The sequence below is a fragment of the Secundilactobacillus mixtipabuli genome, from assembly GCF_002217925.1.
GTDB classification, from domain to species: Bacteria; Bacillota; Bacilli; order Lactobacillales; family Lactobacillaceae; genus Secundilactobacillus; species Secundilactobacillus mixtipabuli.
Genome location: NZ_BCMF01000001.1, coordinates 229,371 through 248,667, shown reverse-complemented (window position 1 = coordinate 248,667; position 19,297 = coordinate 229,371). Strand labels below are relative to the sequence as shown.

General features: G+C 45.0%; 22 protein-coding genes. 12 read left to right on the top strand and 10 right to left on the bottom strand.

Features of this window, described 5'->3' with window-relative positions; all coding sequences use genetic code 11:
- Window positions 1-64: 64 nt before the first annotated feature.
- Window positions 65-580 (bottom strand): universal stress protein, encoded by a 516-nt coding sequence (locus tag IWT5_RS01100; protein WP_089108109.1) that lies wholly within the window; start codon window positions 578-580, stop codon window positions 65-67.
- Window positions 581-628: 48 nt separating this feature from the next.
- Window positions 629-1,138, bottom strand: coding sequence for a YbhB/YbcL family Raf kinase inhibitor-like protein (locus IWT5_RS01095; RefSeq protein WP_089108108.1), 510 nt, complete (start codon window positions 1,136-1,138; stop codon window positions 629-631).
- Between the two features lie 160 nt (window positions 1,139-1,298).
- Between IWT5_RS01095 and IWT5_RS01090 the strand changes: the two genes are divergently transcribed.
- Together IWT5_RS01090 and IWT5_RS01085 are read left to right on the top strand one after the other, a co-directional pair.
- Window positions 1,299-2,453 carry an ArgE/DapE family deacylase gene (locus IWT5_RS01090; RefSeq protein WP_089108107.1) on the top strand — a complete coding sequence of 385 codons (1,155 nt, stop codon included), beginning with the start codon at window positions 1,299-1,301 and terminating at the stop codon, window positions 2,451-2,453.
- A 7-nt stretch (window positions 2,454-2,460) separates the two neighbouring features.
- Window positions 2,461-3,348, top strand: coding sequence for a DMT family transporter (locus tag IWT5_RS01085; RefSeq protein ID WP_191981266.1), 888 nt, complete (start codon window positions 2,461-2,463; stop codon window positions 3,346-3,348).
- Between the two features lie 89 nt (window positions 3,349-3,437).
- Here IWT5_RS01085 and IWT5_RS01080 read toward each other — a convergent pair whose 3' ends face one another.
- On the bottom strand, window positions 3,438-4,100 hold the full coding sequence (locus IWT5_RS01080; RefSeq protein WP_089108106.1) for a hypothetical protein: 663 nt from the start codon (window positions 4,098-4,100) through the stop codon (window positions 3,438-3,440).
- 239 nt (window positions 4,101-4,339) lie between these two features.
- Between IWT5_RS01080 and IWT5_RS01075 the strand changes: the two genes are divergently transcribed.
- Together IWT5_RS01075 and IWT5_RS01070 are read left to right on the top strand one after the other, a co-directional pair.
- A complete protein-coding gene (locus IWT5_RS01075) occupies window positions 4,340-5,203 on the top strand; it encodes an aldo/keto reductase (protein WP_089108105.1) in 864 nt (287 codons plus the stop codon).
- Between the two features lie 86 nt (window positions 5,204-5,289).
- Window positions 5,290-5,679 (top strand): hypothetical protein, encoded by a 390-nt coding sequence (locus IWT5_RS01070; RefSeq protein WP_089108104.1) that lies wholly within the window; start codon window positions 5,290-5,292, stop codon window positions 5,677-5,679.
- 59 nt (window positions 5,680-5,738) lie between these two features.
- Here the strand turns inward: IWT5_RS01070 and IWT5_RS01065 are convergent, their stop codons facing one another.
- On the bottom strand, window positions 5,739-6,590 hold the full coding sequence (locus IWT5_RS01065; protein ID WP_089108103.1) for a zinc ribbon domain-containing protein: 852 nt from the start codon (window positions 6,588-6,590) through the stop codon (window positions 5,739-5,741).
- 412 nt (window positions 6,591-7,002) lie between these two features.
- On the opposite strand from IWT5_RS01065, the gene nhaC reads away from it, so the two are divergent.
- The 4 genes from nhaC to IWT5_RS01050 all read left to right on the top strand — a co-directional run bounded on the left by nhaC (window position 7,003) and on the right by IWT5_RS01050 (window position 9,617).
- Window positions 7,003-8,397: a Na+/H+ antiporter NhaC gene (gene nhaC, locus IWT5_RS01060; RefSeq protein WP_089108102.1), complete on the top strand. Its 1,395-nt coding sequence runs from the start codon at window positions 7,003-7,005 to the stop codon at window positions 8,395-8,397.
- 124 nt (window positions 8,398-8,521) lie between these two features.
- Entirely contained in the window at window positions 8,522-8,983 is a 462-nt protein-coding gene (locus IWT5_RS01055; protein ID WP_159459254.1) for a DUF3290 family protein, read from the top strand.
- A complete protein-coding gene (locus tag IWT5_RS12495) occupies window positions 8,983-9,159 on the top strand; it encodes a DUF421 domain-containing protein (RefSeq protein WP_439959070.1) in 177 nt (58 codons plus the stop codon). The genes IWT5_RS01055 and IWT5_RS12495 overlap by 1 nt, the downstream gene beginning before the upstream one ends.
- Window positions 9,132-9,617: a DUF421 domain-containing protein gene (locus tag IWT5_RS01050; RefSeq protein ID WP_439959069.1), complete on the top strand. Its 486-nt coding sequence runs from the start codon at window positions 9,132-9,134 to the stop codon at window positions 9,615-9,617. Before IWT5_RS12495 ends, IWT5_RS01050 begins: the two co-directional genes overlap by 28 nt.
- A gap of 62 nt (window positions 9,618-9,679) precedes the next feature.
- Here the strand turns inward: IWT5_RS01050 and IWT5_RS01045 are convergent, their stop codons facing one another.
- The 3 genes from IWT5_RS01045 to IWT5_RS01035 all read right to left on the bottom strand — a co-directional run bounded on the left by IWT5_RS01045 (window position 9,680) and on the right by IWT5_RS01035 (window position 12,543).
- Window positions 9,680-10,069, bottom strand: a complete 390-nt coding sequence (locus tag IWT5_RS01045; RefSeq protein ID WP_089108100.1) for a tautomerase family protein — start codon at window positions 10,067-10,069, stop codon at window positions 9,680-9,682.
- 167 nt (window positions 10,070-10,236) lie between these two features.
- On the bottom strand, window positions 10,237-11,220 hold the full coding sequence (locus IWT5_RS01040) for a GMP reductase (RefSeq protein WP_089108168.1): 984 nt from the start codon (window positions 11,218-11,220) through the stop codon (window positions 10,237-10,239).
- Between the two features lie 15 nt (window positions 11,221-11,235).
- Complete coding sequence (locus IWT5_RS01035; protein ID WP_089108099.1) at window positions 11,236-12,543, bottom strand: adenylosuccinate synthase; 1,308 nt, start codon at window positions 12,541-12,543, stop codon at window positions 11,236-11,238.
- 308 nt (window positions 12,544-12,851) lie between these two features.
- On the opposite strand from IWT5_RS01035, the gene purB reads away from it, so the two are divergent.
- Window positions 12,852-14,147, top strand: coding sequence for an adenylosuccinate lyase (purB, locus tag IWT5_RS01030; RefSeq protein ID WP_089108098.1), 1,296 nt, complete (start codon window positions 12,852-12,854; stop codon window positions 14,145-14,147).
- 448 nt (window positions 14,148-14,595) lie between these two features.
- On the opposite strand, the gene IWT5_RS01025 is transcribed toward purB, so the two are convergent.
- Together IWT5_RS01025 and IWT5_RS01020 are read right to left on the bottom strand one after the other, a co-directional pair.
- The gene (locus IWT5_RS01025; RefSeq protein ID WP_089108097.1) at window positions 14,596-15,522 is read right to left on the bottom strand and encodes an alpha/beta hydrolase; all 927 of its coding nucleotides are present in this window, start codon (window positions 15,520-15,522) and stop codon (window positions 14,596-14,598) included.
- Window positions 15,523-15,539: 17 nt separating this feature from the next.
- Window positions 15,540-16,340 carry a tyrosine-protein phosphatase gene (locus tag IWT5_RS01020; RefSeq protein ID WP_089108096.1) on the bottom strand — a complete coding sequence of 267 codons (801 nt, stop codon included), beginning with the start codon at window positions 16,338-16,340 and terminating at the stop codon, window positions 15,540-15,542.
- Window positions 16,341-16,527: 187 nt separating this feature from the next.
- On the opposite strand from IWT5_RS01020, the gene IWT5_RS01015 reads away from it, so the two are divergent.
- On the top strand, window positions 16,528-17,178 hold the full coding sequence (locus IWT5_RS01015) for an NAD(P)H-binding protein (RefSeq protein WP_225360174.1): 651 nt from the start codon (window positions 16,528-16,530) through the stop codon (window positions 17,176-17,178).
- A 4-nt stretch (window positions 17,179-17,182) separates the two neighbouring features.
- Window positions 17,183-18,067, top strand: a complete 885-nt coding sequence (locus IWT5_RS01010; RefSeq protein ID WP_089108094.1) for an alpha/beta hydrolase fold domain-containing protein — start codon at window positions 17,183-17,185, stop codon at window positions 18,065-18,067.
- A 17-nt stretch (window positions 18,068-18,084) separates the two neighbouring features.
- Here IWT5_RS01010 and IWT5_RS01005 read toward each other — a convergent pair whose 3' ends face one another.
- Window positions 18,085-18,825, bottom strand: a complete 741-nt coding sequence (locus IWT5_RS01005) for a gamma-glutamyl-gamma-aminobutyrate hydrolase family protein (RefSeq protein WP_089108093.1) — start codon at window positions 18,823-18,825, stop codon at window positions 18,085-18,087.
- 203 nt (window positions 18,826-19,028) lie between these two features.
- Between IWT5_RS01005 and IWT5_RS01000 the strand changes: the two genes are divergently transcribed.
- Window positions 19,029-19,280, top strand: a complete 252-nt coding sequence (locus IWT5_RS01000) for a hypothetical protein (protein WP_089108167.1) — start codon at window positions 19,029-19,031, stop codon at window positions 19,278-19,280.
- The last annotated feature ends 17 nt before the right edge of the window (window positions 19,281-19,297 follow it).

Genomic DNA, 19,297 nt, shown 5'->3' with positions numbered 1-19,297 from the left:
GAATGAAAGAAGGGTCGAATTGAAAGACTGTCAATTCGACCCTTCCTGCCCTTTTTTAAGATAATTAATTTTCTTCCTGTTCTTGGCTCATCGTTGTCCGAAAGGGACTTTCGATTTTTTCGCCGGGTTGATTGGCTAAGTTAGTCCGAACGACCAGCACGTCGCAGGTAGCGTTACGGGTAACAAAATCAGTCACAGATCCCGTCATGACACGCTCTAATGCGCCCATCCCAGTGGCGCCCATCATGATGAGGTCGTTATGGTGTTCCTTAGTGAAGTCCAAGGCAATCACCGTTTTGGGGTTACCAAAGCGAATATGCGTACTAATATCAGTTAGCCCATATTTTTCCTTGACCTGACTCGTTAATTCAGCTAAATATTCGGTAGCGTCTTCGACTAATGAGTTAACAATGCTACCGTTTGATAGCCCGCCATAGTAGTTGGATTGATGAGTGTCAATGATACTGAGCAGGTCTAGGTGGGATTCGTTTCGAATTGCGACAGCAACTGCCTTTGCCAGTGCCAATTCAGCAAATTTCGAGGTATCTAATGGTACGACTATTGATTGGTATTTTAACATTTTTTCTCTCCTATTATAGCTTACGCGGAATTTGGATGAAATGGCCATTTAGGCACGGCCTAAAACAACCTGACTAGCTTCAGCCAAAACGTGATCCTTCATGGTATCGTGCAGATCGTTAAGCCAAAAGCCGTCTTTTAGCGGTAACTTGCTGTCCAGTGCGTACACGATCACTGTGTAACGATGATCCTTGTTCGGTGGCATTGGGCCATTATAGTGCTGGCTAGTCAGCGGATTTTGATTATGAACCAAGCCGCCAGCACTGGAATTATTACCAAAGGTCATCGGGATTTCACCGCTTTGACTCGCGTTTTCAGGGATCGTTATTAAATCTCCTGGTAAGTTGGCAGCAACCCAGTGAATCCAGGTAAAACCGCTAACGGGGATTGCGTCATGATCGATCATGACAACAGCAAACGTTTTGGTATCGGCTGGTGCAGCCATAATTTTAATGGGAAAAGAACGGACAGGACCGTCGTCAATTCGGTATTTTTCTGGTGCATATTTGCCGTAAATATCTGGTAAATAACCGTTTGTCACAGGCACTTCAATTTGCATCACGGTCACGCTCCTTTATCGAACTTGTTCTTATTATAACGCAATTTAGATTTCGTGCGATAACGGCTGTTTGAAGGGGCTGATTGAAATAGATTGATATTGCATTCAAAGCGGGTGGCGGAGTATGCTGTCTCTAAACAACTGTAAGGCGGGGGCCAAAGTGGAAAATACTGAAAAAATTGCAATCTTACAAAAATTGATTCAAATTCAGTCAGTCAACGGCAATGAAGCGGCCGTAGCACGCTATCTAGCGTCATTATTTGAACCCTATCGAGAATCAGCCCAGGTGGAATTTGTCACTTATTCGCCCGGTCGCGATAACTTAGTGGTTACCATTGGTCATCCCAATGGAAAACAACTTGGTTTATCGGGTCACGAAGATGTGGTTGATCCAGGGGACCTGAGTCAGTGGCATCACGACCCCTTTGCCGGTGAAATCGTTGATGGCCAGCTTTACGGCCGGGGGGCGTCGGATATGAAAAGTGGCCTGGCTGCCATTGTGATTGCCATGTTGGAATTGCTGGCAGACAAGACACCTTTAAAAGGCTCAATCCGCCTGCTGGCAACGGTGGGAGAAGAGACCGGTGAATACGGCGCGGCCCAGCTGACTAAAGCCGGCTATGCAGACCAGTTGGCAGGTTTGGTGATTGCTGAGCCCACCGGCTTAGATAAAATTGCCTATACCGCGCGTGGTGTGATTGATTATCACGTGGATTCAATCGGCAAATCAGTGCACAGCGCGCAGTCGACCAAGGGAATCAACGCCATCGATAATTTGATCGTATTTTATAACGAAATTACGGCAATGATGCAGGGTCTCGATAAAATCGATCCAGTTTTAGGAGGCTTGCTGCATAACGTTGATCTGATATCTGGTGGTGAACAGATCAATACAATTCCAGGAAAAGCCCGACTTTCAGCTAATGTACGGACTATTCCGGCTTATCCGAATCAGATGATTTATGATATACTGGAAAAACTTGTCCATCGTCTAAATGACCGTTCAGGTTTTCAGTTGAAGTTGTCCTATAGCTATCCAGAGGAAGCAATTCCCGGCCGGCCAGACGCGCCGTTAGTCAAACTAGCGCAAAAAATTGGTCACCGGATCATTGGTAACCGTGTGATCCCGGTTGGCTCTGGCGGTGCTAGTGATGCGTCAGAATTTTTACAGTCGAAAGCCCGGTTCTCGGCCATTGTTTACGGTCCCGGAACCAATACGTCTCACGAGGCGGATGAATACGTGGAAATCGACGAATTTTTACAGGCGACTGTGCTGTATCGGAAGTTGGCGCTGGCGTTCTTAGAGGGGGAATAACCGCACCATGCAAATATCAAAGGGGCGCGCCAATCTAATGCTGCTGATGGCAGCAATGATCTGGGGTGCCGGGTATATCTTTTCCAAAATGGCGACTAACGCGCATATGCAAGCCGGCTTGATCAATGCCATCAGAGGGCTGATTTACACTGGTTTAGCTTTTCTGTTTTTCCACAAAGCCATTATGAAAATGAGCCGGGCTGATATCCAGATAGGGTTATCCGCCGGTTTAATTAATTTTTTAGGTTATCAGTTCCAGACTTGGGGCTTGCGCTATACCACACCGTCAAACAATGCGTTCTTAACGGCGATTTACGTGGTGATTATTCCCATTATTATTTGGGTGATTTATAAGCGTCGGCCCGAAGCAAAGAGTTATCCTGCCATTATTATTGCGATTGTTGGGATGGGCTTTCTGACCAACATTTTGCAAAACGGATTTACGTTGCACATTGGTGATTTATTGACACTCATTTCCGCGTTCTTTTACGCGCTTCAAATTGTCTATTTTGGCATGCGGACAATGAATACGAGTCCCTTTGTGCTGTCATTTATGCTAGGAATCACGCAAAGCGGTTTTGGCTTGATCTGGTCACTGTTATTTGAACATGCGAGTTATGGTGCAATTAACTGGCAGGCCGGGTTGTGGCCAGTGATTGTTTTAGGAATCGTTTCTTCATTTGGCGCTCAATCGCTCCAAATTATCGGTCAGCGGTTTACCGATCCTACGCCGGCCGGTCTGATTCTCATGACGGAATCGATGTTTGGCAGCCTCTTTTCGGTTGCTTTAGGGTTTGAACCCTTCACCGTCCATTTATTGCTGGGTGGCGTTTTAATTATTATTGCGATCTTAATCATGCAGTTGGATTTTTCCCGGTTTAAACCCGTTAAATAAGCCCCAATTCAAAAGCAGCGTTCCCAAACACGATAAGGTGTCTGGGGACGCTGCTTTTGATCAAGTTCGACTTAATAGTGTTCGACTCATTACTTCACAAACCGAAGCACGTAGTTACCCTGTGCATCTGAAGTAATCGTATAGGTGGAATAACCATCCTTCAGCCATTGCGATTTCGTGGCTTGGGCCCAACTCTTGGCGTCTGCGACGGAAGAGAAGGTATGAGACTGACTGAAAGTGATGGATCCTGAGTTCTTTTTACTGTTGTCGGTTTTCTTGGATGACCCAGCTGAGTTAGAAGTAGTATTGGCTGAGCTGGACGATTGCTGGTTACCGGATTTGGTTTTCGTGTCGTCTAGCTTTTTTTGTTCGCTGTTCTTAATTGTTGCATCTGATTCCTGATTAATCGAACTTTGCAAAGAGCTTCGCTGAGATGAAGTGATTTCTTTATCATCGGTAGAATTGTTTGAGTCTGAGTTGCCCGTCTCCTTAGACGCGTTGTCAGACTCGGTGTGACTAGAACTATTATCCTTAACAGATTGTTCGGTGTTTTGAGCACCATTTTCGACTTTTGTCGAGCGGTTAGCAAGCCAAACACCAACACCCACGACCAGCACAAGTGTGATTAGAAAGCTGACCACAATCTGTCGGAAGTGCGACGGCTTTTTCGGCGGTTTGCGCTTCGAGGCAGACTGATCATCGGTGTTGAAATTATAGCGTTGCATGCGCGATTGCGGTTCTTGATTATTCACGTAAAATACCTCCAATATCAAGAACGAGCGAACAAGCCATTAAATACTACTAGTGTTAGTTTAACTCATTTAGCTGTAAAGTTTACTATTTTTTACTGATTTTGTAAAATTTTGTCGGTGAAAAAATGGGGGTGGTGTATGGTAGAATTAAAGGGTGCGGTGTGAAAGCCAATAGATGGCTGATACTGATGATTCTTGAAGCAGAAAGACTACATAACTTTTGAAAGGTGGTTTTTATTTTGCACAATGATATTCCTCAAATTCCGCTAGCAAATGGGAACACGATTCCTCAATTAGGCTTGGGGGTGTTCCAAGTTGATAACGAAAGTGATATTAAAAACTCGGTCAAGTGGGCTTTAGCGGCTGGCTACCGGCACATTGATACTGCCGCATATTATGGTAATGAACAGTGGGTTGGTGAAGCTATCCGTGAAAGTGGCTTGGATCGTAAAGATCTTTTTGTGACCTCCAAACTTTGGAACAATGTTCGCGGGTATGATGAAACGAAGCAGGCCTTCCAAGAGAGTTTAACTAAATTAGGCTTGGATTATTTGGATCTTTACCTGATTCATTGGCCAGCACCAGGCTATGTTGATAGCTGGAAAGCTATGGAAGATCTTTACCGTGAGGGCAAGATCAAAAATATTGGTGTCTCAAACTTTGAACAAAATCAACTGGAAGATTTGATGAGTAAGACTGACATTAAGCCTGAAATTGACCAAATTGAAACGCACCCTTACTTCCAGCAAACGGCACTTCACGCTTATTTGGAATCCCAAGGCATCCAGCATGAAGCTTGGAGTCCGCTTGGTGGCGGTAAAAACAACGCCATTAAGGATCCGCTCTTTGTTAAGCTGGCAGAAACGCATAACGTGACCCCAGCGCAAGTTATCTTACGTTGGCACGTTCAACGAGAAGAAATCGTCATTCCAAAGTCCATTCACGAAGACCGGGTTAAAGCTAACCGCGATATCTTCGCTTTTGGCTTGGATGAAGCTGAAATGGCAGAAATTGCCAAGCTAGATCAGGGTAAGCGGGTTGGTCCTGATCCGCAAAACGCTGACTGGCTGAAAAAGTCACAAAATTATGGTGCTCGTAAATGAATTTGGCGGCTGTTAAAGCGTCTCATGCGACATGGTAGTGTTTAGAATTTAAGCGGAACAAAGTCACTAAACAGAGGAGCGATTTTTTGACACATCGAGCGAAGTGGACGGTGATCTCCGTAGCGATCTACGTTGTTTTTGTTATCTGTGCAGTCGTTTTTAAGTTACTAGATCCAGCTAGAATTGGGCTGTCATGGACCGTTTTTTGGTACGTTGCTGCGGCTGGGTTTATGTACTACTTCTACTTTAAAAACATGGCTTACCAAGAAGTGATTTACTTTGCCCGACAGTTTCATTTAACTAAAGCGGACCTCGAAACGATGGTGCCTGATCGAAAAGCCACGGCCGAAGTGCCAGACCCAGAGCGCCCCGGTATTTTAACGCCGCTTATTCAAGTGCCACTGAGTGTGACGAATCGGTTGACGGATGCGTTGGAAAAGCGCGCTAAAGCAGAACATGTGACGCCCTTTAAGTAGGAAAAATCCCTGATGACCTTTGTGGCCGTCAGGGATTTTGTTAATCATGACTATTAAAATTAAAGAACTGAAGCACCAACGATACTCATCAGAATCATACTTAAGAAACTGTTAACGATCAATGCGATTAGAAGCGCATAGATTTTATCCATCCCACGAGTCTGATTGAACTCCAGAATGGCGTAGGCGTAACCAACAAAGTAGACGGTAGAACATAGTCCTAAGAAGATAAATAACAGGGCACCGCCCGCCAGTGCATTTAATAAGGCAATAAAGATCAGGGCAAGGAGCAAGAAAATCATGTTGATGTTGCTGTAACCAGCTAAACGGGTCGCAAAACTAAGGTAACTTTCGTGTTCATCCCCAAGCATATAACGCCGAATCAGCCAGCCAACTAAAACGAACATAGCGGTAAAAATAAGTGCAATGATAAAGACCTTTAGAAAGATGGTAAAGCCGTTGCCGGTTGGGACGGGCGTGGTGGGAGCTTCGCTTTCTGCCTCGCCTAAGCTGTTCACAAATGAATCGAGATCGGATTCGAACTTGGATATTGCATCGAAGATTCGGTACAAGCCGACCATACTAATAATACCGATCAACACTGACGAAATGGCAAAGGAAGTCGCACCAAAAAATTTGTTAGCTTTGATATCGGTTTGGCTAGGATGTTTAATTGAGTCCCATAGCCAACTAAAATAGTTCGTGGAATAATTCTTGGCGGCTGCAACATTTGGATTAGGCTGATGCGGTTGCTGAACCGTTTGCTGTTGTGTGGCCCTCTGAGTCGCCTGTTGGTGTAACTGTGCGTTGAATTGCGTTAAGTCAAAACCGCAGCTGGTACAAAATTTAGCCCCTGGCTTCAGCTTTGCACCGCAATTGGGACAGAAGCTTGGCGTTACTGTTTCACTCATGATAAATCCCCCCTAATAATTGTTAACACTACACTATAAAAGTATCACAAATAATTAATGGTGAGTTAGGAAATCTAAGATTTTTTTAAATGATTGCTGCCTTTTGCGTCGTTGTGATAATGACCTGTTCTTGACACTCACTGGGCGGCATGATAGCATAAAACTACTTTATTGTTTCTCAACTCAAGTAGTGCTCAGTCTGGGTGTCAGAAAGTCGGTGGTTGCTGCGAACCGATCAGGGCTGTGTAACCAAATACTGGGAAACATCGTACGGAAAGTTCTAGATCCGTTATCATCTAGTGAGTGAGGAGTCTGTGACTCCTAAGCTGGGTGGTACCACGGTTAGTCCAATCGTCCCTGTTGCGTTTATGACGTATCGGGGGCGATTTTTTATTAGAAGGGATTGTTAACGATGGAAAAACGGTCGAACATTAAATTTGGCGAAGCAATCGCCGTTTTATTAATGATGTTAGTTGTGATGGGGGTAGGCGTCATTGGCTTTCGAATCAGTCCGCAAATTCCCGTGCTGGTTGTGATTGCGCTGGTGATCCTTTGGGCGCGGTTGCGGCATTTTAACTGGAATGACATTCATAAAGGGATTACGGATGGGGTATCGACAGGGATCGTGCCAATCTTTATTTTTATTTTGATTGGTGTATTGATTAGTGTTTGGATTGCTGCTGGGATTATTCCATCCTTAATGGTAGCTGGTTTCCACATGCTAAGTGTTCGCTGGTTCGTGCCTTCCGTCTTTATCGTCTGTGCCCTGATTGGGACTTCGATTGGGAGTGCGTTTACCACGATTTCCACCGTTGGGATTGCACTGTTTGGTATGGGAATGACCATGAGTTTAAACCCTGCTTTAGTGGCTGGTGCAATTATTTCTGGCGCAATTTTTGGCGATAAAACATCACCGCTTTCTGACTCAACCAATCTGGCTTCAGCAATCGCGGATGCCGATTTATTTAAGCATATCAAGAACTTAATGTGGTCGACGATTCCGGCCTTCTTAGTCTCATTAATTCTGTACGCCATTCTTGGTCACGGTACGACCAGTAGTGATACGCTGACTAAAGTATCCTCAACGGTCCAAGTACTCAGCGGTCATTATGAGATTACATGGTGGGCAGCATTGCCGATTTTGCTCATGTTCGTCTGTGCGTTTATGAAAATACCGGCCATTGGGACGTTATTGATCAATATCGCCGTGGCGGTAGGGATGATCTTTATTGAAGATCCGACAACTAGAGTTCCAGCACTCGTTAAAATGATGGAAACGGGTTTTGTTTCTCACACGGGTAATCAAGCGGTGGATGCTTTGCTGAGCCGGGGCGGCATTTCGTCCATGATGGGCACCGTTTCGTTGATTTTTATGACCCTCTCGCTAGGTGGCTTACTGATGAAATTTGATTTGATTCAAATTGCGATGAAACCACTGGTCGATCGGCTGCATCGTAATGGTGATCTGGTAACAGCAGGGATTTTTGCCGGCATTGCGGTGAATTTATTCGTTGGTGAACAGTACTTGTCGACGATTTTACCAGGGAAAGCCTTTAAGAAGCCGTTCAATGATCATGGCTTAGATAATCTGGCTTTAAGCCGGGTACTGGAAGATGGCGGGACCGTTATCAATTACTTGGTTCCCTGGGGTGTGGCCAGTTCCTTTGCGGCTGGTACTTTGGGCGTTAGCACACTGGCCTTTCTACCGTTTTGTTTCTTCAGTCTTTTGTCACCCGTCTTTTCAATTTTAAGTGGTTACACGGGCATCGGGTTAAAGAAGTTACCCCAGACGCCTGTCGAAGGGTAAGAGGGTTAAATTGAACTTTTAAAAGTACGGCGTTTGGGTAGATTCTTTTTGGAATCTGGCCAAACGTCTTTTTGGTGTTAAAATTTAACTATTAATTTGGCTGTATGCAAGGAGGGACTGCAACTTGACGTTTTACACGTATTCCTATTTAAAGAATCAAAATTTTACGACGAGCTATCTGCGCTTAGCCATCCTGACAGTGTTGCTAATTGCTGCAGCGGTGGTGTTTTTAAAGTATTTCCGCAATCGAACTTCAGTTAAATATCGGGATCTGCTGGTCATTTTTCTAACGGGAAGTTTATTGCTGATTGGTTTTCAATTCCAAAATTTTTCAATCCTGCAAAATAATAAGCACAACAGCAGTAACGTTGTCGGTATTTTGCAACGAATCGCAAAACAAAACGGGGTTTCACCTAGAGATCTTCAAACAAATACGACGACGGCCAGTGACCAAATGTTGATCCGTGACAGCCGGCAGCATCGCTATTATCGGGTACTTTATAACGATGACCAGTCCGGGTTTATTACCGAAAAGATTAACGTCCAATTGACGAAAACAAAGCTTAAAGTAGTAGGGGGATACTAATGTTTGCATATAGTGACATCTTAATTAAGTTAGTGATTGGTTTTTTGTTTATTACCGTTTTGATTAACCTGACGGGGAAGAGTAATTTAGCGCCAACTTCTGCCATGGATCAGATTCAAAACTATGTATTAGGTGGCATTGTTGGGGGGTGCTCTACAATCCGAGCATCACGCTGATTCAGTTCATCATCATTTTACTGATTTGGTCGCTGCTGATTTTAATCATGCGCTACATCACGATTCATAGTCAGATGATGCAAAAATTTCTGAACGGTGAGCCAGTAACGGTGGTTCGAAATGGTGAAATATTAGTGGACAACTGTTTGCGAGCTAATTTATCGGCCAAGGAAGTGGCGCTGAAACTGCGGATGGCCGGTGTAGCGGACATTGCCATGGTTAAGCGGGCAGTGCTGGAGCAAGGTGGGCAATTAACGATTGTGAACCAGGGGGATGCCAATATTAAATTCCCTGTGATCACCGATGGAACGGTCGATCCGGATGTGCTTGACCTGATGGAAAAGGATCAGGAATGGCTTGAAGAAGCACTCAGACGTCAAGGCGTTGACCGAATTAAAGACGTTTATCTGGCGGAGTTTAGAAACAATCAGCTGGTGGTGGCGACGTATCACCATTAACAATAAGCCCTATTCTGACCGCACGTCGGAATAGGGCTTATTGCTGTTTAATGACAACTATTCTACAGTTCGCCAGTTAAAAACTGAGCTTTACCGTCACCAAAACTCCAGTCATCATCTGAATTTACCGTTAAGTTGATCATGACGTCTTCTGGTCGAGTGCCGATTTGATCCGAGAGCTCCTGCACTAAGTTACGGTAGAAAGTTTCCTTTTGTTCTCGAGTTCTGGGACGTGTGGTCAAACTAAAAACTAAGACTTTTTCCGTTCGGGTGAATCCCAGCCCAGTATCCAAGATTTGCATTTCATAGGGTTCATGTTGGGTAACGACCTGATAACGGTCACCTTCAGGTGCGCCAAAGGCATCCAGCATGACCCGATAGGAAATATCGAGAATTTGTTTGATCTCGGACTCTTTGCGACCCTTTAGCATATCAATTTTCATTAGTGGCATGTGCCCACCGCCTTTCAATTGCTTTAGCAGCTGTATGGTATTGTTCATCAATCACGCTGATTATAACCAACGGTGAGGGATAATGCTATTATGATGGCTTTAGCTTTTGCGGGACAATTAAAAAATGGTCAACGATTTGAAATAATCGTTGACCATTTTTTGTTAATTTAGTAAGAATCGCCATTCATGACGGAATTCTTAACCACCATATAGTTCACTAAACGGATGTCCATCAGTTTATTACCGCCAGCGTAAGAAATTGAACTTTGCAGGTCTTCTTGCATTTCTGCCAAAGTATCCGCAATATCACCGCGGTATGGCACAAGCATTTGCTTGCCTTCAACGTTCCGGTAAGCGCCCTTTTGGGTTTCTGATGCAGAACCCCAGTATTGTTTGTAGGTTTTACCATCGATCTTGATCATGGTACCAGGGGATTGCTGATGACCAGCCATCAATGACCCAATCATAACCATGCTGGCACCGAAGCGAATCGACTTAGCAATGTCACCGTTGTAGCGGATTCCGCCATCAGCGATGAGGGGCTTGCTAGCAGCTTTGGAGCAAAGCCGAAGAGCGGCTAACTGCCAGCCACCGGTACCAAAACCGGTTTTTAGTTTCGTGATGCAGGCCTTACCTGGACCAATGCCAACTTTGGTGGCATCGGCACCGGCGTTTTCCAGCTCGCGGACGGCTTCGGGAGTGCCAACATTACCCGCAATAACGAAACTATCGGGCAGGTATTTCTTGATGTGCTGAATCATTCGAATCACGGAGTTGGAGTGGCCGTGAGCGATATCAATCGTAATGTACTCTGGGACGTCGTTTGCGGCTGCTAATTCTTGAATGAAATCAAGCTCTTCCTGCTTCACGCCGACACTGATTGAGGCAAACAAATCTTTACCGTGCATCATTTTAACGAAATCGTGCCGCTTTTCCGGCTGGAAGCGATGCATGATATAGAAATAATCGTTTTGGGCTAGCCAAACAGCCAGGTCATCATTGATCACGGTTTCCATGTTTGCAGGAACTACCGGGATCTTAAATGTCCGTGGGCCGAATTTGACTGAAGTATCGGCTTCGGATCGGCTCTCAATAATACATTTATTTGGGATCAGTTGAATGTCTTCGTAGTCAAATACTTCTGGGTTCATCATTTACATGTCTCCTTATTCTTTAACGGGTGTATCAGTATCTCGCCAAGCGTCGATTAAAACGTTGGTTTGGGTCCGGTCAGGGCCAACTGAGAAAGTGGCGATATCAACACCGACCAACTCAGCTAGACGTTTAACGTAATTTTGAGCATTAATGGGTAAGTCTTCGAACTTCTTAACACCAGTAATGTCTTCGTCCCAACCAGGGAGTTCTTCATAAATCGGTTGGCTGTTTTTGAGTTCTTTCAGACTAGCTGGATAATGGTAAATCGTTTCGCCATCAAGTTCGTAGGCCGTGGCGATCTTTAACGTTTTCAGCCCGGTGAGCACGTCTAAACAGTTGAGTGACAGGTGAGTTAAACCGGAAACACGTTTAGCATGGCGCATGACAACGGAATCGAACCAGCCGATTCGACGGGGACGCTTCGTGACGGTTCCATATTCGTGGCCGGCTTCACGGATGAAGTCGCCAGTTTCGTTGTTGAGTTCAGTTGGGAATGGGCCATCACCAACACGGGAAGTGTAGGCTTTGCAGGCACCAACGACTTCGTCGATCTTAGAAGGACCGACGCCGTTACCAATCGTGACGCCACCGGCAACGGGGCTAGAACTTGTAACGAATGGGTAAGTTCCGTGGTCGATATCCAGCATGACACCTTGCGCGCCTTCAAATAAAACGTGCTTGCCGGCATCGATAGCATCATTGATGACTACTGATGTATCAGTGACATAGCGTTTGATTTCTTGGCCATACTCATAGTAAGGTTCGTAGATATCTTCAAATTTTAGTGGTTCGTGATCATAAAGTTTCGTGATCATTTCGTTTTTTTCTTCGAGGTTTTGACGTAACTTTTCTTCAAACGTATCTTTTTCCAGTAAATCAGCTACCCGGATACCAATTCGTTCAGCTTTATCCATATAAGCAGGACCGATACCCTTGTTAGTCGTACCAATCTTGGCTGTCTTAGCGGCTTCTTGTAATTGATCAATGAGGATGTGGTAGGGCAGAATAACGTGTGCCCGATTTGAAATTCGCAGATTATCCGTAGAAACGTTGCGATCGTGCAGGTAATGGAGTTCTTCAACCAATGATTTCGGGTTAAGCACAACACCGTTACCAATGACACTTAACTTGTCTGAGTAGAAGATCCCAGATGGAATTAAGTGTAACTTGTAAGTTTCACCTTTGAAGACAATGGTATGGCCAGCGTTGTCGCCACCTTGATAACGTGCGACGACATCGGCCTGTTTGCTAAGAAAGTCGGTAATCTTACCCTTACCTTCGTCGCCCCATTGGCTCCCTACTACTACTATAGATGACATTAGAACACCCCATATCTGATTATTGCTGAGCTGATATAAACGCGAACAACCCAGCAATTCATATATTACCAACTTAATTGCGGAAAATCAAGTAAAAACACGAATAATATTTTCTTTTAAGCAATTATCGTTCATGGTTATAGGAATAACGGCTAAAATAAATAAGCTATTAATAGAAAGACTTTAAATAACAGTAAATTAAGTTATGCAAAGTCACAAAGATTATGTTATTATTTTAGTGGAAATTCAGCTATGAATTTCAATTAATGTTCGTCTTTTAATGAAATCAAGCAGAAATGAGGATTACAATGCTCGAAAGATATACACGCCCAGAAATGGCGAAAATTTGGTCGCTTCATAACCAGTATCAATCTTGGCTGGAAGTCGAAATTGCGGTGGATGAAGCGTGGGCTCAATTAGGGGTCGTCCCTCAAGAAGACGTTGACAAGATCAACGCGAAGGCAACTTTTAATGAGGATCGAATTACTGAAATCGAAGCTGTTACTCATCATGATGTTGTGGCGTTTACCCGTGATGTTTCTGAGTCATTGGGTGAGGAACGCAAGTGGATTCATTATGGCATGACCAGCACTGACGTTGTGGATACAGCGCAGGGTTACCGTCTGAAACAAGCCAACGAACTGTTACGGCAGGATTTGCTGCACTTAAAAGAAGTTGTCAAAAAACAGGCATTAAAATATAAGGATACCGTGATGATTGGCCGGACACATGGTGTCCAAGCCGAGCCAACCACCTTTGGTTTGAAGTTAGCCCGCTGGTATTCTGAAATTAACCGGGATATTGACCGGTTTAACGAAGCGGCTGATGAAGTTGAAGCTGGTAAGATCAGCGGTGCTGTGGGGACGTTTGCTAACGTGCCGCCATTCGTAGAAAAATACGTTTGCGAAAAGTTAGGGATCAGACCGCAGGAAATCACCAGTCAGGTATTGCCGCGTGATTTGCACGCCAATTACATTGCTACCTTGGCTTTGATTGGTACGAGTCTAGAAGAATTTGCAACGGAAATTCGTGCGTTGCAGCGATCTGAGATCCATGAAGTTGAAGAACATTTCAATAAGGGGCAAAAGGGGTCGTCAGCAATGCCGCATAAGCGTAACCCAATTGGCTCAGAAAATATTACCGGGTTGGCACGGGTCCTCCGTGGCCACGTGCAAACGGCGTACGAAGACGTTGCGCTCTGGCATGAACGCGACATCTCACACTCTTCTGCAGAGCGTATTATTCTACCAGATACCACAGCAACGCTGGATTATATGCTGCACCGTTTTGCCAATATTGTAGAAAATCTGACGGTCTTCCCAGAACGAATGAAGCACAATATGACATTAACCTATGGCTTGATCTACAGTCAGCGGGTCATGCTGAAACTGATCAAGGCAGGCTTAACAAGAGAAACGGCCTACGATTTAGTCCAGCCGCTGACTGCAAAGGCCTGGGATGAAGGCCTCCAGTTCCGTCCACTGGTGGAAGGCAACGAAACTATCATGTCACATTTATCAGAAGAGGATATCAATGATGCGTTTGATTATCATTACCATATCCGCAGAGTGGGGGAGATTTTTGAGAGGATTGGATTAAACTAAGGTGCGAAACCAGGCGCTTAGATAGCGGAGTGTAAGGGGCTTTAGCCAAAAATCCCGGTCTTGGATTTATGGCTAAAGCCCTTTACATGCAGCTGTCTGCCTGGTGTAACCCAATTCGGCTATGTAAAAAAGCTCCCACATAGTAACCCATTGTAGAAATAACCACAATAAAAAAACCAAACTCGTTGGAGTTTGGTTTTTTTATAGGGATTAATTTCCAATTTAAGGGGGGAATTGGAAATAGAGGAGCATGGGACCCGTTTTCTAGGGGAGGAGGATGGGTCCCACATGCAATCAGTTTCTAGGGGGAGAAACCGATGAAACAAGGAAGTGTACCCTCTTATTGTTAAGAGGTATAGCTTGTTGCCTTTGCTATGATATAAATATACCAAGCAAATGTGATAAATTTGTGAAAATCATGCAGGATATTCATGAAGTTTTTTGACCGTTAGAAATAGGTTTTCAAAAAGGCGGCAACCCGTGCCTGGTAGGCGGTTGGGTTGTACCAGAAACTTTCGGCATGAGTGGCATTCTTAACGATCCAAAGCTGCTTAGGCGCTTTAGTGGCGCGATAGTTTTCGTAAGCCATTTTGACGGGAACATATTTATCTTTACCCCCATGGATAAATAGGATCGGCCGGCGATTCTTTTTCAGCTGTTCCTTTGATGAAACATCACCAAGGTAAAAGCCTAAACGGCGCCGATTAATCGTGCTGACCAGGGGTTCAACCGGATATTCAGGTAAATGATACTGTTCTTTTAACAGATAAGTTAATTCCTCTTTAATGCTTGAGTAGCCGCAATCTGCGATGATTGCTTTGACTTGGGTAGGTAAATTTTCGCCAGACAGCATTTCCATGGTGGCGCCGCCCATGCTGACACCGAAAAGCAGAATTTTTTCGTCTTCACCTTTCAGGTTGATCAGCTTATTGATCCAAGTCAGATAATCGAGCCGGTCTAACCAGCCAAAGTTGATAAATTGACCGGCACTTTCCCCGTGGGCGCGATCGTCAGGCAATAAAACGTTGAAGCCCATGTTATAAAACATTTGGGCGTAATTAGCCATCGTTTCACGGTTACCCTTATAGCCGTGAGAAATAATCACCGTTTTCTTTAGGTGATCGGGGTGCTGAATAAACGTGGCCACCAGTTTTTTATCGGGTTCGTTTTCGTGTAAATACCAAGTCTCCTGTGGAATTTTGCGGAACCAGTCGACGTAGTTATAATACTGTTCAGCATATTTCTGCTTTTCCTGGGAGGTTTCAGGTACATAATTGACCCGCTTAAACGCAATGTTAAATAAATAATGGCTAACGTACAGTGCGCCAGTAGCGACTGCCGCCAGCGGGAGTCCAAGTGTAACTGATTTTTTCAATTTTCAACCTCCGTTATTTAGTCAGTTAAGTAAAGTTTCTTTAAGTCGTTAACGTCTTCGCTTGATAATTGAAGTGCGTCCTTTAAAAATTGAGGCATCGTGCCGTAGTTGTCATTGATGACTTTCATAGCAGCATCGAAATAGCCGCTGGAAACCGTCATTTGAGCTTTAATCGTATCTAAAGTTGTGCCGGTTATCCCTTCGTTTTTAGCTTTGATTAGCCGATTTTGAACCAGTGAAGCTAAAATGTCGTTCGTTAATAGGTAGTCTTGTTTGATGATCTTTTTTGGAACACCTAACGCTGATAGAAAGAACGTCGCCCCCATGCCTGTCCGATCTTTACCGGCCGTACAGTGGAAAAGCAGGCCATCTTTTTCGTTGGTATTAGTTAATAAGGCAGCAAAAAAGGCTCGGTAGGCAGCCTGAGCTTGCGGCTGAGTGACCATGTTTTGATAGACACGCACCATGTGATCAAAACCGTTCATTTTCCGTGTCTTCAGTTCCGCACTGAGTTCCGCTTGCGACTTGGAAGCGTCCGTTTTGTCGTCAGGAAAGACGGGTAAATGACGGTAGAGGATATCATTTGGAATTTGATCCGGGGCTTGTGCAACTTCAACGTCTGAACGGAAGTCCACGTCAAACTTAATCCCATAATCAACTAGTGCCTGCTGATCGTGTTGGGATAGGTAGGCCAAGGTGCCGGTACGAATAACTCGTTGCCATTTTACGGTTTGACCATCGTTAGTTTGGTAGCCGCCTAAATCCCGAAAGTTGTAGCCGTGGTCCATTGTCAGTACGCGTTGATTCGTTTGCTGCATGGAAAATTCCCCCCTTTAAGTTGTGTACATGCAATGTCATTGTAACGCAAACTTGGGGCCATTTCATAAATAAAGATGTCAACAAGAGGCCGGTGAGACGTGAATCAGACCTAGCAAATTGTTTTGTTAATGCCAATGAAAGCGCTATAATTATCGTGTTAATATCAAACTAGGGAAGGTGATCGTGATGAAAATTGGCATTATTGGCGGCAATGGCAAGACCGGCTCGGCACTTTATGCTGAAGCTAAAAAGCGGGGTCATGAGCCAACCGCAATCGTTCGTAGTGAACAGCGAGGACGCGAAGTGCTGGGTGAGGATGCGCAATTGCTAGTAAAGGATGCCTTTGATTTAACCAAGGCTGATTTAACTCAGTTCGATGTCGTTGTCGATGCATTTGCAGTGCCAATGGGGTCACCGGTGGCTTATTTGCACTTGGATTTACTGACAAAGTTAGTGCATGATTTACGTGACACGAAGATCCGGCTGGTTGTGATTATTGGGGCTGCAAGCTTGAAACAGCCTGATGGCAAGCGGTTGATCGACCAATTGTTAGCAATGCCTGATCACGATAAATGGATTGGGACGCCACTCAACCAAACCTATGAATATGAGTTCTTACAAATGATTGATAACGTTGATTGGGTCGCAGTTTCACCGTCACGTAATTTCGGACCTGGGCCAACTAACGGCTATGTCACAGGGACGGATGAACTCTTGGTTGATTCCCATGGGAAGTCGGAATTGTCTAACGGCAACATGGCATTAGCAATTATGGATGAAATTGAATCCCCGCAGCATCAGCATCAGCGGTTTACAGTTCGTAATCGGGAGGATTGAATAGATGAGTGTACGCGGTGATTGGCTCTTATTTAAAACGAAACGCAGTCGGTTAAAGCAGCAGGTAGCGACTAGTTTTCTCCATCCTAGTCGGCGAACGGATCACCTTAAGCCTGCGCGTTTCCGACAGCCGGATGATGTAAAAGTGGTGCCACTAGAGAAAGGACGGTTAGTCACGTTATTACCCGTGAAGGAGACTGACCGGCACGTTGTTATTTTTCACGGTGGGGCTTATACGGTACCCGCTACTGACAGTCATCGTCAGTGGATGGAACAGATTGCAGCGCACATGGGCGCTAAGGCGACCATGCTGGAATTTCCATTAGCACCTGAATCCACTGCGGTGGAGACGGTGCCAGCTTCATTAGATGCTTACGCGGAGTTACGGGCAGAGTATCCGGATGATCAGTTTTACTGGCTGGCGGATTCTTCTGGCGCGGGTCTAGCCTTAGTGCTGCTGCAGCAGCTGCGTGCCCGGCAATTACCGATGCCACGTGCGACCGTGTTAGTTTCACCATGGTCAGACTTGGCCATGCGTGATCCTGAGATTGATAAGCGGCGCCAAACCGATCCAGAACTACCCCTGCAAGCGATGCGAGAGGTGGGTGCTAACTACGCTGGTACATTGGTTTTGGATGATCCATTAGTGAGTCCGTTGAATGGCCCAATGGATCATTTGGGCCATATTAGTCTGTGGTATGGCACGACGGAATTGCTGCTGCCTGATCACCGTAAATTAGCAGCTAAGCTGAAGCAGGCGGATGGCACTCAAGTTGAAGTACGCGAAATGAAGAATATGCTGCATGACTTCCTCATGTGGCCAGGGTTACCTGAAAGCAAACAGGTTTTTGAGACGTTAAAGAAAACAATGCAAAAAAACGACCAGTAATCACTGGCCGTGTTTGCTTATTTACGGTCCCGTTCAGCCACTTTTTCACTGCGGGCAATTAAGTCAGCAAAAAGGGCTTTGGAATCCGCGTGGTGTTTGTACATGTTTTCAGGATGCCACTGAACGGCTAAAATCTGATCGTTATCAACAGATTCAAAGGCTTCAATCACATCGTCATCCGCACGGGCAGTCACTTTAAGGCTGTCCGCCACTTTATCAACGGCTTGGTGGTGACGGGAATTAACGTAAGGCCTGCCACCGACGAGTTTGAAGAGCCGACTGCTTGGATCAACAGAGATGTGATGGGAGGGCATGTTGCCTGCAGCCTCTTGGTTATGCTTCAGCGTGGCCTCAGGATTCTCTGATAAATCTTGATAGATGGTGCCGCCCAAACCGATATTAATGAGTTGCATGCCACGACAGATACCAAAAATAGCTTTCCCTTTTGCAAGCGCCTGTTTGAGTAACTCAATCTCAAAAAGATCGCGTTTGCGGTAGGTTAAGCCCAGCTTTTCGTGGGGTTCCTCACCAAAAAAGGTGGGATCGACATCAGCACCCCCAAGAAAGGCGACACCATCGAAAAGCGGCAGGTAATCAACAACGTCTTCAGGATCGACGCTGGGAAAAATAACGGGAACACCGCCGGCCTTCACGACGGCCTCAATGGCGGGACGAGGGGCAAAAGCAGCGTTACGTTCGTTAATAATGTTAGTGGCTTCTTCTAAAGTATCAGCTGGCAGAGCAATTCGTGGGCGCAAGGCGGCGCCTCCTTTTCGATTAATAGGTTGGCACTAATTTAGCAGATAGGAAAGAAAAATGCAAGCAAGGTGCGGAAGTGGGGATTTCGATACAGCATAACGCTGTTAAACCTTAATTTACGACTGAAATTATTTAACATTCCCCTCAAATAGGGTTACATTAGTAGTGTAACTAAAATTAGACGAGGTAAATGAAGATGGCAATGACAGAACGACAAATGATTCAAGAAATTTTGAATACGGTAGATGTAATCTACGCATTTGAAAACGTTGATGAAGACGCTAAAGAATATACCCTATTGGTTACGCAACAGGATAACGATAACCGTCCGATCGAAAAGGTCAACGCGGAAATCAAGAAGTACTTCCAAGAAGCAGATTTTAACTATAAAGAAGAACTGAACCCAACGAATACTGACAAACCTGCTGATATTCGTGTCGTCATTAAACGATAATTAAGTCAAACAAATAA

Coding starts and splice junctions, on each gene's coding strand:
- IWT5_RS01100 (WP_089108109.1), bottom strand. CDS start 580: ATGTTAAAATACCAATCAATAGTCGTACCATTAGATACCTCGAAATTT.
- IWT5_RS01095 (WP_089108108.1), bottom strand. CDS start 1,138: ATGCAAATTGAAGTGCCTGTGACAAACGGTTATTTACCAGATATTTAC.
- IWT5_RS01085 (WP_191981266.1), top strand. CDS start 2,461: ATGCAAATATCAAAGGGGCGCGCCAATCTAATGCTGCTGATGGCAGCA.
- IWT5_RS01065 (WP_089108103.1), bottom strand. CDS start 6,590: ATGAGTGAAACAGTAACGCCAAGCTTCTGTCCCAATTGCGGTGCAAAG.
- nhaC (WP_089108102.1), top strand. CDS start 7,003: ATGGAAAAACGGTCGAACATTAAATTTGGCGAAGCAATCGCCGTTTTA.
- IWT5_RS12495 (WP_439959070.1), top strand. CDS start 8,983: ATGTTTGCATATAGTGACATCTTAATTAAGTTAGTGATTGGTTTTTTG.
- IWT5_RS01045 (WP_089108100.1), bottom strand. CDS start 10,069: ATGCCACTAATGAAAATTGATATGCTAAAGGGTCGCAAAGAGTCCGAG.
- IWT5_RS01040 (WP_089108168.1), bottom strand. CDS start 11,220: ATGAACCCAGAAGTATTTGACTACGAAGACATTCAACTGATCCCAAAT.
- IWT5_RS01035 (WP_089108099.1), bottom strand. CDS start 12,543: ATGTCATCTATAGTAGTAGTAGGGAGCCAATGGGGCGACGAAGGTAAG.
- purB (WP_089108098.1), top strand. CDS start 12,852: ATGCTCGAAAGATATACACGCCCAGAAATGGCGAAAATTTGGTCGCTT.
- IWT5_RS01020 (WP_089108096.1), bottom strand. CDS start 16,340: ATGCAGCAAACGAATCAACGCGTACTGACAATGGACCACGGCTACAAC.
- IWT5_RS01015 (WP_225360174.1), top strand. CDS start 16,528: ATGAAAATTGGCATTATTGGCGGCAATGGCAAGACCGGCTCGGCACTT.
- IWT5_RS01010 (WP_089108094.1), top strand. CDS start 17,183: ATGAGTGTACGCGGTGATTGGCTCTTATTTAAAACGAAACGCAGTCGG.
- IWT5_RS01000 (WP_089108167.1), top strand. CDS start 19,029: ATGACAGAACGACAAATGATTCAAGAAATTTTGAATACGGTAGATGTA.